This window comes from Candidatus Cloacimonadota bacterium, from assembly GCA_021734245.1.
Lineage (GTDB): Bacteria > Cloacimonadota > Cloacimonadia > Cloacimonadales > TCS61 > B137-G9.
The window spans coordinates 1-14852 of sequence record JAIPJH010000082.1; the positions used below are offsets into that span (position 1 = coordinate 1).

9 protein-coding genes and 1 other RNA gene are annotated in these 14852 nt (G+C 35.2%); 3 read left to right on the forward strand and 7 right to left on the reverse strand.

Translation table 11 applies throughout. The annotated features are described in order from the left end of the window. Positions 1–252 precede the first annotated feature (252 nt). The 7 genes from htpG to murJ all read right to left on the reverse strand — a co-directional run bounded on the left by htpG (position 253) and on the right by murJ (position 12754). Positions 253–2262 carry a molecular chaperone HtpG gene (gene htpG, locus K9N40_10895; GenBank protein MCF7814974.1) on the reverse strand — a complete coding sequence of 670 codons (2010 nt, stop codon included), beginning with the start codon at positions 2260–2262 and terminating at the stop codon, positions 253–255. A 568-nt stretch (positions 2263–2830) separates the two neighbouring features. After that, positions 2831–3535 (reverse strand): SIMPL domain-containing protein, encoded by a 705-nt coding sequence (locus tag K9N40_10900; protein MCF7814975.1) that lies wholly within the window; start codon positions 3533–3535, stop codon positions 2831–2833. A 24-nt stretch (positions 3536–3559) separates the two neighbouring features. After that, positions 3560–4099 (reverse strand): bifunctional pyr operon transcriptional regulator/uracil phosphoribosyltransferase PyrR, encoded by a 540-nt coding sequence (gene pyrR, locus K9N40_10905; GenBank protein MCF7814976.1) that lies wholly within the window; start codon positions 4097–4099, stop codon positions 3560–3562. Next, complete coding sequence (locus tag K9N40_10910) at positions 4099–6261, reverse strand: tetratricopeptide repeat protein (GenBank protein MCF7814977.1); 2163 nt, start codon at positions 6259–6261, stop codon at positions 4099–4101. The genes pyrR and K9N40_10910 overlap by 1 nt, the downstream gene beginning before the upstream one ends. A 35-nt stretch (positions 6262–6296) precedes the next feature. Beyond that, positions 6297–9317 (reverse strand): PAS domain S-box protein, encoded by a 3021-nt coding sequence (locus tag K9N40_10915; GenBank protein MCF7814978.1) that lies wholly within the window; start codon positions 9315–9317, stop codon positions 6297–6299. A gap of 67 nt (positions 9318–9384) precedes the next feature. Next, on the reverse strand, positions 9385–11187 hold the full coding sequence (gene uvrC, locus K9N40_10920) for an excinuclease ABC subunit UvrC (GenBank protein ID MCF7814979.1): 1803 nt from the start codon (positions 11185–11187) through the stop codon (positions 9385–9387). Position 11188: 1 nt separating this feature from the next. Next, on the reverse strand, positions 11189–12754 hold the full coding sequence (murJ, locus tag K9N40_10925) for a murein biosynthesis integral membrane protein MurJ (protein ID MCF7814980.1): 1566 nt from the start codon (positions 12752–12754) through the stop codon (positions 11189–11191). 183 nt (positions 12755–12937) lie between these two features. On the opposite strand from murJ, the gene ssrA reads away from it, so the two are divergent. The 3 genes from ssrA (at position 12938) to K9N40_10940 (ending at position 14744) form a co-directional block, all read left to right on the forward strand. Then, positions 12938–13287, forward strand: a transfer-messenger RNA (tmRNA) gene (gene ssrA / locus K9N40_10930). Between the two features lie 120 nt (positions 13288–13407). Next, positions 13408–13656 carry a GIY-YIG nuclease family protein gene (locus tag K9N40_10935; protein MCF7814981.1) on the forward strand — a complete coding sequence of 83 codons (249 nt, stop codon included), beginning with the start codon at positions 13408–13410 and terminating at the stop codon, positions 13654–13656. Positions 13657–13964: 308 nt separating this feature from the next. Further along, positions 13965–14744 (forward strand): hypothetical protein, encoded by a 780-nt coding sequence (locus K9N40_10940; GenBank protein ID MCF7814982.1) that lies wholly within the window; start codon positions 13965–13967, stop codon positions 14742–14744. Positions 14745–14852: the final 108 nt, after the last annotated feature.

Below are 14852 nucleotides of genomic sequence, written 5' to 3' on the forward strand. Positions count from 1 at the left end.
CAGTCTTCTTCTGAACTCCAGTCCAGGACTTCTAAATCGTCACGTGCTTATAAATTGCCACGTCTTTTAAGGCGTGGATTAAGGATGATGCTAAATTTGGGTTTTAACCCAATAATAGGGCTAATACCCATTTTTATTTTTTTGAACTTGTGCCCCCGCGATAAATCACGGGGCTATTCAGGAAGCATAAAAAAAACCTGCCAGGCTTTTAAAACCTGGCAGGTTTAAATTTTTTTTCAATAATTCAATAAATTATTCTATCATTCCCAGCACTTTATTTGCTTTGGTGATAAACGATTGCAATTCTTTTCCATTGAATCGTTTTTGCTCCAGAAGTGCTAACTCATGAATGTAATTTACCAGCAGTTCTACTTTTTCCATGTCGCCTTTATCGTAGAATTCAACGATCTTCTGAATTGTTTCATTATCAGGATTCACAGCTAAAGTGTGATTTTTCAGCATATCACTGTTTCCTTTGTTTTCCAGGTAGTTCATTTCCTGGAAACGACGCATGAATTCATTGAACACGATCATGGCAGGAATTTCTTTTGCTTTCAGGTATTTAACTTCGGTTTTAATATCCATGTAAGTTTTTTCCATGATCTCTTTGTAAGCTTCTTCGCCAAGTTTGGTTCGCACTTCAGCAGGAATGTCGTATGGTTTTATGTAAGTATAGTCTTCCTGATTGCGAACGTAAGGACTGATCGCCGAAATTGCCTCGGGATATTTCTTGATGAACTTGGCATAATCATCTTTATGAAAACTGGCTTCAATCTTGTCGTTTAACTGTTTATTGAAGATTTCTGAGATTTTATCGGAAATCGTTCTGTTATGGGCATCTACAACTTCTTTTTTATCGTTATCAACCAGTAGATCATTGATCTCGGAATCGATGCGCACAAACGTGACTTCATTGTTCTTCATTTCCAGATTCTGGAAAAGATGATTGTCCAGAACTGAAGAAGAATAAATAACTTCAATTCCCTGTTCTTTCATCATATTCAAGTAAGAAACCTGAGTATCTTCGCTGGCTGCATAAAAGATCTTTTGGGGTTTATCTTCACTTTTATTTCTATCTCTATATTCCTGGATTGTTACGTAATCACCCTGTGTAGTTTTGAATATCACAAAATCTCGCATAGCTTCATTGAATTTCTCATCAGTAAGCATTCCATACTTGATGAATTGATTGATATCTTCCCAGAATCCTTCGTATTTTTTGCGGTCTTCCTTAAAGATATCTTTCAAACTATCTGCTACTTTCTTGATGATGAATTGAGAAATTTTGCTAACTTGCTGATCTTGCTGCAAAAACGAACGAGAAACATTCAAAGGAATATCAGGAATATCGATGCCACCTTTTAAAAGCAGCAGGAATTCTGGAATTATGCCTTTCAGATCATCAGCTACAAATACATTATTGCAGTATAATTTAACTTTCCCCTGATTCATATCCAGCTGGGTTTTAATCTTCGGAAAATATAGAATTCCTTTCAAATTGAATGGAAAATCTACATTCAGATGAATCCAGAAAAGCGGGTCTTCCCAATCGTGGAAAAGCTGCTTGTAAAATTCTTTGTATTCTTCTTCGGTAACGTCTTTTGGTTTACGAAGCCAAAGAGCTTCTTTCTGATTTACAACTTCTTTATCAAAATTGATTGGATACGGCATAAAGTTGCTGTATTTTTCAATGAGTTCTTTTACTTTAGCTTCTTCCAGATATTGCTGGTTGTCTTTATTCAACTTGATAGTAATTGTTGTTCCGACTTCTTTTCTTTTACCGGTTTCAAGCTTATATTCAGTTTCGCCTTCGCATTCCCAATAAACTGGTTTGGAATTCTTTTTGTAGGAAAGCGTATCGATTGTAACTTTATCGGCTACCATAAAACTGGAATAAAATCCCAGACCGAAATGCCCGATGATGCTGTTTTGCTTATCTTTGAATTTATCTACAAAATCTTCTGCTCCGCTAAATGCGATCTGATTGATGTATTTTTTTACTTCAGAAGCTGTCATACCGATTCCATAATCGATAACCTGAATTGTTTTCTTCTTTTTATTGATCTTAACTTCCACTTTCAGATCTTTTTCAGCCAATTCAGGCTGCAGCATTTTGCGCTTGTTCAAAGCATCAATAGAGTTTGAAATAAGTTCTCTCAGGAAGATGTCGTGCTCGCTGTACAACCACTTTTTAATGATCGGAAATATATTCTCTGTGTGGATAGAAAGTTTACCTTTATTTACGGTTTTCTGTTCTGCCATAATTTTTCTCCTTTCTTACGAATTTATTTTGAAGATAATTTAATTTGGAAGGCAATTTTGTCAAATGGTTTTTAGCACTCTTAATTAAAGATTGCTAATTTTATTATTTATAGCAGATTAATGTCTCGAAATAAAATTGAGCTTCTTTCTAAGAATAACATGCAAGAAGTGTCATATTGAGGTTTCTTTTAGCTTTCATATCAGAAATAACCGTGTATGTTCTTTCAGCTTTACTTCTCGAAAATGCATTTGAGATTCTTCAAAAGATCAACCTTCGTGAGGTTCTTTAGAATGACAGAATTATATTCGTCTTCCTGAGGATTTCAGCAAGGTTTGTTTCTCGTTCACTCTTGAACGAGAAAGAATTTTTTTTACAATCAATCCTGTGATCCTGTCAAAAAAAACATTCGCGAAAATCCCTGTTCATCAGCGGAAAAGAGATTCTTCATACCTGTGTCGGCGAAGTTACACGAAGCCGTAAGATTAACCTTCGTAAGATTCTTCAGAATGACGGTTCTATATTCTGAACTCCAGTCAGGTCTGAAGTCCAGTCCATGAATTCTGAATATTATTCGATCACAAATTCAGCTGTTACTGTTACTTTTATTGTTTTATTCCTGGTAGAAGTCTGATAAATTCCATAACCGGCAACATCGGTGGAATATGGTTCTGTGATTTGGAATACACCAGCGCGAGCTGATTTCATTTTTTTTATTTTACTACTGGTTACACCGATAATTTCTTCTGCTCTTCTTCGTGCATCTTGTGTAGCCTTGGCTAAAAGTTGCTGTTTTATTTCCGGTAATTTGGAAGAAAAATATTCAATATTGGAAAACTCAAAAGTGATTCCCTTTTCCACAAAGCTGGCAGGATTGACAGCTAATTTTTCTATCTCAACAAGATTAGTCGAAATCAGAAAAATCCTTTGACTAATATTATAACCTGTTATTTTTCCATATTCTCCAAATTGGTTATTCACGGTAACAGGATTTACATTAAAATCACTTGTTTCTATATGTAATTCTTTCCAGATCTTCTCGAATTTTATCAATTTTTCATGTATAATATTGTATCCGTTTTCCAATTCGTTTAAACCAACGTTCACCGAAATATTAAAAGTCCATTTTATGATATCGGCTTCAAAATCATTTGTTGCATAACCTACAACTCGAACAGTTTCTTTTTCCATTCTGGCTGCATAAAAAAATGAACCTAAAATAATTGCTGAAATAATCATACTTATCGCCAAAATATGAGCTGTTTTGAAATTCATATATTCTCCTATCCTGTTCTAAAATTATTCTCTTATCATTATCCTTACTTTTTCTTCTCCATCGGTTTCGATAAATGAAACTTTGATAATTTCTTCGCTGGAAGTGGGAACATATTTCCCTAAATAATCAGCTTTCATCGGCATTTCGTGATGTCCACGATCGATAAGAACTGCCAGTTCGATCCTTTTGGGTCGACCATAATCCAACACCGCAGCAATTGCTGAACGAACAGTTCGACCAGTAAAAAGCACATCATCAATTAAAACTATAATTTTATTTTCCACGTCAAAATCAAGCTCAGTTCCTTTCACCACAGGTTTTTCTGCGATCAAAGAAAGGTCATCCCGATAAAGTGAAATATCCAGGATTCCGGTTTCTACTTTGATGTCTTCGATCTCTTCTAAATATTTTGCTAAACGATCTGCCATCGGCACACCACGACTGCGAATTCCGACCAGATAAACACCTTCCATTCCTTCGTTTCTTTCCAATATCTCAAAAGCCATGCGCCGCAAAGTATGCTCAATATTTTTTCCGTCCATTATTTCACTTTTAATTTTCATTATCTCTCCCCATTACTTCTTTTAATTTTTATTTTATATTCTACTCCATTGGAGTTGTCAAATTCTAATTTACTTCCCAGTTGTTTTGCCAGAAGTTCAATCAATCGCAGTCCAATTGTGTTTTCATTTTTTATCTTATCAAATTCAAAAGACTTTCCGTTATTTCCTATTCTCATTTCAATTGAACCATCTTTCATTTTATTCATTTCAATAAAAATCTCACCTTGTTCATTCTTATCGAAAGCATATTTTACGGAATTTGTAACCACTTCATTTATCAATAGACCACAGGGAATTCCGGCTGTTACATTCAATTGAATTTCTTTAATATTAATTTTGGGAGTTATATAAGAAGAATTTTCCTGATAATTTGACAACAGGTATGAAACCAGGCCTTTTGTATAATCTTCAAAATCAATATTTGCCAGATTCGATTCCATGTAGAGCTTTTCGTGAATCAAACTCATTGAATAAATTCTATTCTGGATATTGGAAAGTAAATTCTCGGTTTCTGCATTAATTTCATCTTTTTCCAGCTGCAGGTTAATAATGCTGGAAATTATCTGCATATTGTTTTTTACTCTGTGATGAATCTCGCGCAGCATTACAACTTTTTCAGCCAGAGAATCTTTGATCATTTGTTCTGCTTTTTCGCGTATTTGAACTTGTTGCTGAAGATCAATATTTATCCGTTCCAATTCCTGAGTACGTTCTCTTACCTTTGCTTCCAGATCGGTTTTAATTTTAGATAAAATCTTCTCTTTGTAGTGTTTTCGTAGAATTAGATCGATCAGATAGATCAATATCAGCAATGAAACCAGAATTATCAGGTATGAACGCAATTTCGCCAGATTTTCTTTTTCAGATCTCAACATCAAAATCACATTATCTCGTTGTAATAATTCATTCTGACGCTGCTGTTCACGCAGATTGTACTTGGTTTCCAATTCTGCTATTTTATCCTGCATCGATTGAGTGAATATACTGTCTTGAAAAGATGAATATTTTCTTTCATTCAGCAAAGCTAAGCTAAATTTGTTCTGTTTCTCATATAATCTGGAATAAAGATAATGATTATCTCGAATGATCTCAACGAATTTATTTTTTTGGGCTAACCGCATGCTTTCATCAATGTATTCTTTTGCTTTTGTAAGATTGCCAATTTCCAAATAAATACTTCCTACATTTTTAGCAGAATTGGCGATTCCATATATATCGTTTACCTGTTTTTTCATTTGATAAGATTCTATATAATATTGCAGACACGTATTCCAATCTTTCTGAAGATCATACACATAGCCGATATTGTTAAGTTCCTGTGCAATCATGTTAAGGTCGTTCTTTTCCCTACTTAGCTTCAAAGCTAGCTGATGATATTCCAAACTCTTTTTGTATTGCTGCATCTGGTTGTAGGCAATTCCTATGCTGCTATAAATATTTTGATCTTCGTTACCGTATGTATCATTTATGCTTTTTGCTTTGAATAAATACTCCAGTGCTCTTTCAAAATCTTTTGTTTTTAATAATGTAGTTCCTATATTTGTAAGGGTGTTAGCAATATTCAGCTGATCATTTTCATCTTCCATGTCGGCAAGTTCTTGTTTTATTTCTAAAGCATTATACAAATTTTGGAGTGCTAAATCAAGGTTGCCAAGTCGGGTAAGTACTTTTGTGGAATTTGAATAAACTCTTGCAATATCTTTTTTTGCATCTATTTTTTTATAAATTTCGATAGCTTGATCCATATAATCTTTGGCTGAAATAAAATCATCTGTTCTTATATTACAATTTGCCATAAATTCTAAGCTGAGACCAAGATACCTTAACTCACCGGATATTTCATAGAAGAGTTTAGCTTTTTCGAAATTCTCGAATGCTTTATCGATCTCGCGTATTAAATAATAGGTATAACCAATTCTGTAATAACTTTTGGCAATTCCGGAATTGTATTTTAGTTCTTTGCCAAGTTCAAGTGCCTGTTGGGCATGTTGCAACGACTTTTCTACATCGGAAGCTCTGTAATTATAGGAAAGTTTATTCAAGATATCAACTTTGTTTTTACCTTTAGCGGTTTGCAGTACAGATATCAGGCTGTCAGGTTTTTCAGCAATCAATAGAAACACCATACAACTTAATAAAAAAAAGCAAAATAATCGCTTCATAGATCCCCCAAATGACATATTCAAATCAATCCTGCTTATTTCTTCAGTTCTTCAAAAATGAATATAAAATTAACTCCGCCATTTCTTTCCAGCTGAAATTCTGCATGAAGTTGTTTGTGAAGAATATCTACCAGCTGCAAGCCAAAAGATTCAGCATTTTCCAAGCTGAAATCTGCTGGAAAATCTTTACCATCGTTACCAATTTCCAGTTTAAATTTTATGTTGTCAATCTTATTGAATTTTAAGAAAATATTTCCGCCATTTTCGTCGAAAGCATGTTTCAAGGAATTTGTGATAAGCTCATTAGCAATCAGGCCGCAGGGAATTGCAGAACTTATCTTCAGTTCAATATCATCACAATCGATGGAATATTTTATGTTGGGAGAATGCTCGTGATATGAAATGAATATCTGTTTCAACAAACTGTAGAAATAATCTTTGGCGCTTATACGGGCAAGATCGCTCGACCGATATAATTTTTCATGAACCAACGACATGGATTTTACTCGATTCTGGCTGTTTTTAAATACTTCCAGGGCGTTTTCTTTGTTGATGTGCCTCGACTGCAGTTTTAGCATACTGGAAATTATCTGCATATTGTTTTTAACGCGATGGTAGATTTCCTGCAGCATTACTTCTTTCTCTCGCAAAGAATCTATTATTTTCTCTTCCGCTTTTCTCAGCTCGGTAATATCTGAAAAAATCGATACAGATCCATTAAATTTATCATCCATAAAAAGTGGACTGGAAGATATTTTCAGCAATCTTTTTTCTCCGTCTTTGCGGATATTCCAATTTTCATATTTTGTGCTTATGCCTTTTTGCCGTTGTTTATATTGTTCCATTAATTTTTTTTCTGCTTCCGGAGTGAGGATTTTTTTTACATTCATTCCAACCAACTCGTCTTTGGAATATCCGAAAATCTTGGTAGCAGCATTATTTACAAATATAAAATTGTGATCCTTATCGACAATTGCCATGCCTTCTTCGATCGATTCTACCAGATTTCGATAACGTTCTTCACTATCCACCAGTTTTTGCAGAGATTCTTTTTTTTCCGTGATATTTCTTCCTACAAAAAGCACTTTTGTTTCATCGATGGGTGACAATCTTGCGTCGAACCAGTATTTCTCATTTTTTATCGGCAATTGATAATCAAACAAGATCATTTCCTGCTTATCAAAACATTCTTTTACTTTCGCTAAGAAAATATCTGCCTGTTCTTTTGGGAATACATCATGTAATCTTTTCCCTTCTACTTCTTTTGCCGGTTTATACATCAGTTCCGGATTGGTTGGAGCTATAGAAACGTATGTTCCAATTCTATCCATGGTAAAAATAACATCATCCATCGCTGCGAATAGAGCTCTCAATTGTGCTTCCGATTCTGCCAGTTTATGATGAGCAATATTTCTTTCGGTAACATCCAGGGAAGTTCCCAAAACCAGAAATTCACCACCGATTGTAATCCTGACGCTGGAAGTTTCTGTCCATCTTACTTCGCCGGATTTTGTAATGATCCGAAATTCTAAACCAGTTGCTAGTTTTTTACCTTTTATTTTGGCTAATCCCCTTTTGAAAACTTCCTCTCGATCGGCGGGATGAACCAGATCGTAAAAATTCATTTGCAGCAGTTCTTTTTCGGAATATCCGGTAGTATCGCTTGTAGCTTTATTAATATAAGTAAATCTGCCAGTTGTATTGTAAGTGAAGACAGCCACTTTAATATTTTCGGTTAAGGAGCGGTATTTTAATTCACTTTGCTGCAGCTTTTCCTGATATTCCTGTTTTAATTTGCTATCTTTGATCTTCTCATAATACAGATTCAGCAGAAAAACAACCACGAAAACTCCAAATACAACAACATAAATCAGATAATTTCTGGTTTGCTTATTGTGTTCTGCCTCCTGTTTCAGAAGTTCAATTTCTTTCATTTTTTGGGCTGTTTCATATTGGATGTTCAGCTCTGTCAATTTCTGAGCATTGAGTTCATTCTGTAGCGAGTCTGAAAGAGTTTTGTAATCTTTGAAATATTCCAGCGATTTTTGATATTTACCCAAACTCTGGTAATATTGGGAATAAGCTTCATAATTTTCAGAGAGCAACTCTTTCAGATTATTTTCGAGGGCAGTTTTCTGACTTTCCTGAAGATGCTTTTCTGCCTGAGTGAACTTTTTCTGTTTTATCAAGATCTTTGCCATCTGTATTTCAGCACTGCATACACCATAAATATTTTGTAGATTCTGGTGCAGATGCAGCGATTCATTGATGAAGAAGAGAGCTTTATTGTATTCATTCATCAAATAGTAGAGATTTGCTAAATTTCCGTAGGTTATAGCCATATCGTAGCGGTCATTATTCTTCTGCATGATCTCCAGAGACAGATCATAATATTTTATGGAATTTTCATAATCATGCATGGCTTGATAAACCAGAGCAATATTCTGATAGGTGGATGCCAGGTGATTTGGATTTTCCATCTGCAATTTCAGATCTATGGAATCCTGATAATATTTCAACGCTTTTTCATATTGCTGCAAATACAGATAAACATTGCCGATATTATTCAAAACACTGGCAATTCCCTGTGTATAATCCAGTTCGCGATACAATTCCAGAGCCTGCAGATTGTTATTCAGAGATTCATCATAATGCCGCATATTCTGATTTACTACAGCAATATTGATCAGAGCACTTGCTTCTAATTCTTTATCTTCAAGGCTGACAGCAATATCCAGTGACTCATTATACATTTCCAATGCTTTTGTGTAATTGCCTTTATATTCGTAAGCCACGCCAATGTAAGATAGAAAACGGGCTTTACTGTTTTTCTTTTCAAGTTTTTCTGCGAGCCGGATTGCCTGATATCCATAATCGATGCTTTTTGTAGGATCTATGTGAAGATATTCCATGATCAAATCACTCAGAATATTCAATTTATCTTTATTCGAACTGGCAGAAAGTGCAGATTGCAGACTATCAATTGTGGCTGTATCGCGTTGACAAAACAATGAAACAGCCAATAAAATGCCGACTGCTATTAAAATTTTTTTCATAAAAATCCTAATTTCTTTTTTTTAATGTTAGAATGATTTATTAATCATATTGTCAATATTAAATAATTCAACGTAGCGAATCAAAAATTTTTTCAGCGGTTTTTTTCCCTAATCCTTTGATATTCATCAAATCCTGAAGAGAGGCTTTGGCAATGTTTTCTACCGATCCGAACTCTTTTAATAACAGGAACTTCGTCTTATCTCCCACTCCAGTAATTTTGTCCAATTCACTTTGCAAAGTGCGTTTGCTCCTTTTTTTGCGATGAAATGTGATGGCAAAGCGATGTGCTTCATCTCGCAGATTTACCAACACCCTTAATGCGGAAGAAGATCTGGGCAGAATCACCGAATCCGATCTACCGGGCAGAAAAACTTCCTCCAATCTTTTGGCCAGCGAGATCATTTCGATATCCGGCAAATTGTTTTCCTGCAAGATCTGGTAGGCAGAGCTTAGTTGACCTTTTCCGCCATCAATCACGATGAGATCAGGTTTTTCCTGCTCCTCAATTTTATTCAGATAACGCTTCAAAGTTTCTGCCAGGCTGGCAAAATCATCCTGCCCTTTTACTGTTTTAATAATATAATGACGGTAGTTTTTTTTCTTTGGTTTGCCATTCTCAAAAAAGACAAGTGACGAAACCGTATCTGTTCCCTGTATCGTAGAGATATCCAGGCAGATCATTTTACGAGGAAGTTTTTTCAAGCCAAGTTTATCTTTCAATTCTTTGATCGGAAAGATCGTACGATTGCTTTTTCGCAGATATTTCAATTTCTGTTCTTCCACCTGGTTGAAAGCATTATCACGAGCAATAATGATGATAGATTTTTTTTCTCCTCTCTGGGGAATTATCAGTTTATTTTTCAGCCATTTATTCAGTATTTCATATTCCTGCGGTTTTGTTTGAACAAGAATTCGATGCGGTAGAGTATCCATTTTTTCGGCATAATATTGAAGCAGAAAAGCACTCAATATCTGCGAGATATTCCTGCCTTCCACGTTGTCCATATTATAAATTTCTTTATTCAATAATTTACCAGATAGAACTTTTAAAACTGCAACGGCAGCTTTTTTATCTTCTTTGTAAAGTCCGATCACATCACGATTTTTCTGATCGGTAAAAAACAGATTTCGACTGCTGTTCACCTTTTGAATATCAGATATTTTATCACGCGTTTGGGCTGCTTTTTCAAATTCCAGTTTTTCGCCGTATTCTTTCATCTGTTTCATCAGCTCATCAATTACATCTTGATTTCTACCATTCAAAAAATTAACCGCATTATTTATGATTTTCTGATATTCAGTTTTACTGATCTTTCCAACACAAGGACCGGGACATTTTCCCATTTGAAAATTTACACACGCTCTTTTATACAGCTTTCCGCCTTCCATTATTGTGCGTCCGCAAGTTCGCAGCGGAAATATCCACTCCATCAATCTCAGCGTTTTTCTTATTGCTCGGGAGTCGGTGTAAGGTCCAAAATATTTTGAGCCGTCTTTTACTAAATTTCTGGTAACAAAAATACGCGGAAAATCTTCTTTGGAAGTTATTTTGATGAACGGATACTGCTTATCATCTTTCAAGTTTATATTGTATTTGGGTCGGTATTTTTTTATCAGGTTTGCTTCTAAAACCAGAGCTTGTTCTTCGGTCTTGGTCAGGATGTAATCTATATCGACAATTTTGGTAACCAATTCCTGGGTTTTCGCATCGACTGGAGTTCCGCTGAAATATGATCGAACTCGATTTTTAAGCACTTTTGCTTTCCCAACATAGATCACTTTTTCTTTGGCATTTTTCATCAGGTAAACGCCAGCAGAATCGGGTAAAAGAGTGAGTTTTTGTTTTATCTTGTCGGAAACTTGCGGCATGTTATTTTTTTAGCAGCTTTCTTTTAATTCGAGCTTTTATCTGCTTACTGTAACGCACGTTCAGAAGATCGCTGCCAACTAACATGATTACTAAACTAATAATAGAAAGTAGGATGAGCTTAACTATCAATTCCAGCACGTTTGAAGCAATAAGAAAATAATTTGCCACAAATAGAACTGCGTAAATGATTAATGATATAAAAAACAATTTCCATATCTCTTTTCCCACTTTGGGAAAATGAATTAAACCAATCTTTTTTCGCATCAGATCTTTAAGCATTATAAATTGAACAGCAGCCGATACCGATGTTGCCAAAGCCAAACCGGCATGTTCCAGAAATTGCATAAAAATTATATTAAGAATTATGTTAATCAAAACAATAACAGCAGAAACTTTAACAGGTGTTTTGGTATCTTTATTCGCATAAAAAACTGGGATTATCAGACGATTCATGCTGTAAAAGAAAATTCCCAGAGAATAAAAAAGAAGTGCACTGTAAGTCATTTCCAGGGAATGCAGATTGAATTGACCACGCATAAACAACAATCTGATGAGATCCTTCCCCAATCCAGCAATTATTGCCGTAACTGGCAACATGATAAAACTTAAAGAAACTACAGAAAACTTGAGACTATCATACAATCCCTGCCAATCTTGTTTAGCCACATAACGAGAAAAAAGAGGTAGAACCGCCACACCAGCTGCTATTCCAAAAATTCCCATAGGAAGCTGCATCAGCCGATTTCCATAACCAAGAGCTGCTATACTTCCAGTTACCAGAAGTGATGCTAAGATCATATCAGCGATAAGATTGATCTGGCGAACAGCAATTCCAATGGCTCCAGGAATCAATCTTTGCCAGACATCTTTCAATGCTTCATTTTGTCTTCTCAAATTTAGTTTTAAGGAATATCCTAATTTTTTTAGAAGTGGAAAATTGATGATCGTCTGCAATATTCCACCAATCAGCACTCCAAATGACCAGACAAAAACTTTTTCCTGCATTGTTGAAGTATCATTAATGAGAACAAAAAAACCTAAACAACCGATCATTCCGAGATTTAAAAAGGCGGAGGAAAGACCCGGAATAAAGAAAATATCATGCGAGTTTAAGATAGAAATAAGAGTGGATGAAAGCCCGATCAGAAAAAGATACGGAAATAGAATTCGAGTTAATTTTACGGTTAGTTGTTGAGTTTCAGCATCCAACCCAGGCGCGATGACCTTTACCAGGATCGGAGCCAGTAGAATTCCCATAATGCACAAAATAACCAGGAAAGCTGTAAGAAGTGATAACACATTTAAAGCAAATTTAATCTGAAATTCTCGGCTTTTATTCACTCCCATTTCTGTATAAATCGGTACAAAAGCAGCAGAAAGGGCTCCTTCTCCAAAAAGCCTGCGTAGAAAATTGGGAATTTGAAAAGCAACTCGGAAAGCATCTGCAACTGCAGAAGTTCCGAAAAATCCTGTCATCATGATGTCGCGGATCAATCCCAAAATACGACTGATAAAAACAGCCAATGACATCGAACCTGCATTTTTTGCTAATTTCCTATTACTCATCTCTCCTCACATCTTTTGAACTAAATTTGAATTATACTGTACGATTGTAAACAGAATTGTTAGAAATTTATTTTTTTGTGATTTACCTACCTCTATGTTTTCTTTTTTTTTCGCGTAGTTTCATTTGACATCGAAACCTTTCCAATTAGTTTGTCTTTCGCAGATCATAAAAGCTTCATAGATGGGGGTGTCCTGGTTTCGACAGGGATAAAGGGGATTGCTGATGCATGCCGAGGAGATTACCTACTCGCTAAAAAGGTGATATCAAACTTAAACGCAAACGATAACTTTGCACTAGCAGCTTAGTTCTGCTACGGTCCTGAAAAGTTTTGCCGTCAGGCTTTCAGAAGACCGCCATAAATAACGGCTATAAATGGCAGATGTCTGTAATGTCGTTCGAAAACAAACAGGCTGGTTGAAAAGATGGGTTTGATTGTTTTCCTGCTTTTCGACGAGATCAAAAACAACTAAGCATGTAGGTTCGGCTTTTGACTTATCTTTGGACGCGGGTTCGATTCCCGCCACCTCCACCAGTCTTCGCATGAAGCGGAGCGGAAAGAGAAGACTGACGCGCCGTAATGGAATGAAGGCGATCTGAAAATCCATAGAATAATGATGAACCCGCTCCAAGACTACGACTCGGCAGGCCAAATATGCAGGAATGGTATTATGTCTACATTTTAGAATCAGTTCTTCAACCTGGAAATTATTATACCGGACAAACCAGTAACCTAACATCAAGATTAGCCAAACATAATGAAGGCGGTTGTCCTCATACTGCAAAATTGCGACCATGGCGTATCAAGAATTTCTTTGCTTTCGATTCCAAACAGAAAGCCATTTCTTTTGAGAAATATTTGAAATCAGGTTCCGGCAGAGAATTTGCCAGAAGACATTTCTGAGCGGAGCGGAAAACTTCACGCTTCATACTCTACGCCCAGACCGACACAAATTATAAATTTCTTGCTTTTTATTTCTTCCTTGCAAATTTCGTAATTGTATTTTTATTAAAATTTAAAAAAAGAAAATATGTGCCTGCCAGACACCAGATGGTATCACACACAAGAAGTTACAGCTTGATGAAGAGAAAAAGAGAATTCTTCTGAGACCGCTTAATCAGGAATATGATGTTATTGTTTTAGAAGAATACGAGCTTGAGACATTCAGGATACTCGGTGAGATGGCTTTATTGTTTAGGGTGGTTTGATTTATGATTGTTAAACATTTAAATTTCAATAGTAGCGTTTTAACTATATTTGATTTAGTAGGTGATGATGAAACTGCACTTACAAAAGCCCTTGCTTTTATATTCAGTAAGGATCGCAATGTTTTATTCAAATTTTTAAGAGCTATCGGAATCCGCATTTCTAATACAGAGAATAACTTCAAGAACACACTGATTCAAATTGAAAATAAAAGGGATGAAGGTCGTACAGATCTTGAAATAAGTAATGCCAATATATTTCACCTTATTATCGAAGCAAAAGTAAGAAAAAATAAAGTAACAAAACAACAATCTCAGTATCTGACAGCTTTTGATGATAAATGTAAACAGAATGTATTCTGTATTCTATCTCATTATAGAGATTCAAATATTGAGCTAAATGAAAATGTGAGAATTATAAATTTAAGTTGGATAGACATTATTAATATTTTAGATTGCAAAGATTTTCAGGATAATAAGTTATTAATGGATTTTATGAGGTATGCTATGAAAAAATATAAACTCAATGAACAAAAAGAAATCTTAGTTCAAGATCTTTCAAAAGAGTCAGAAATAAAAAGGTTCAAAGAATACCATGTTTATAGAAGAGATGTTACATATGGAACACCGTTATATTTTGCTCCGTATTTTACACGAAAAGCTCTACAAGAAGAAGGAGAGGGTATTTCATATCTTTCAAAAGTTGTGGGAGTTTTAACTCTAAGTCCTACAGATGTTGATAAATTTAGAGATGATATCACTGCTGTCCAGTTAAAGACAGTATGAAATCGTGAAGACGCAGATTATAAGTGGGTAAAATGGCATAAAAAATATTTTTCGATTTGAAATCGTAAATTCATTTTTCACCTTGCTCCATGGAGGTGGAAAATGAAT

Excerpts from the sequence above, each read along its gene's own strand:
- uvrC (MCF7814979.1), bottom strand. The coding sequence starts at position 11,187 with ATGCCGCAAGTTTCCGACAAGATAAAACAAAAACTCACTCTTTTACCC.
- K9N40_10900 (MCF7814975.1), bottom strand. The coding sequence starts at position 3,535 with ATGAATTTCAAAACAGCTCATATTTTGGCGATAAGTATGATTATTTCA.
- htpG (MCF7814974.1), bottom strand. The coding sequence starts at position 2,262 with ATGGCAGAACAGAAAACCGTAAATAAAGGTAAACTTTCTATCCACACA.
- K9N40_10935 (MCF7814981.1), top strand. The coding sequence starts at position 13,408 with ATGCAGGAATGGTATTATGTCTACATTTTAGAATCAGTTCTTCAACCT.
- murJ (MCF7814980.1), bottom strand. The coding sequence starts at position 12,754 with ATGAGTAATAGGAAATTAGCAAAAAATGCAGGTTCGATGTCATTGGCT.
- K9N40_10910 (MCF7814977.1), bottom strand. The coding sequence starts at position 6,261 with ATGAAGCGATTATTTTGCTTTTTTTTATTAAGTTGTATGGTGTTTCTA.
- K9N40_10915 (MCF7814978.1), bottom strand. The coding sequence starts at position 9,317 with ATGAAAAAAATTTTAATAGCAGTCGGCATTTTATTGGCTGTTTCATTG.
- K9N40_10940 (MCF7814982.1), top strand. The coding sequence starts at position 13,965 with ATGATTGTTAAACATTTAAATTTCAATAGTAGCGTTTTAACTATATTT.
- pyrR (MCF7814976.1), bottom strand. The coding sequence starts at position 4,099 with ATGAAAATTAAAAGTGAAATAATGGACGGAAAAAATATTGAGCATACT.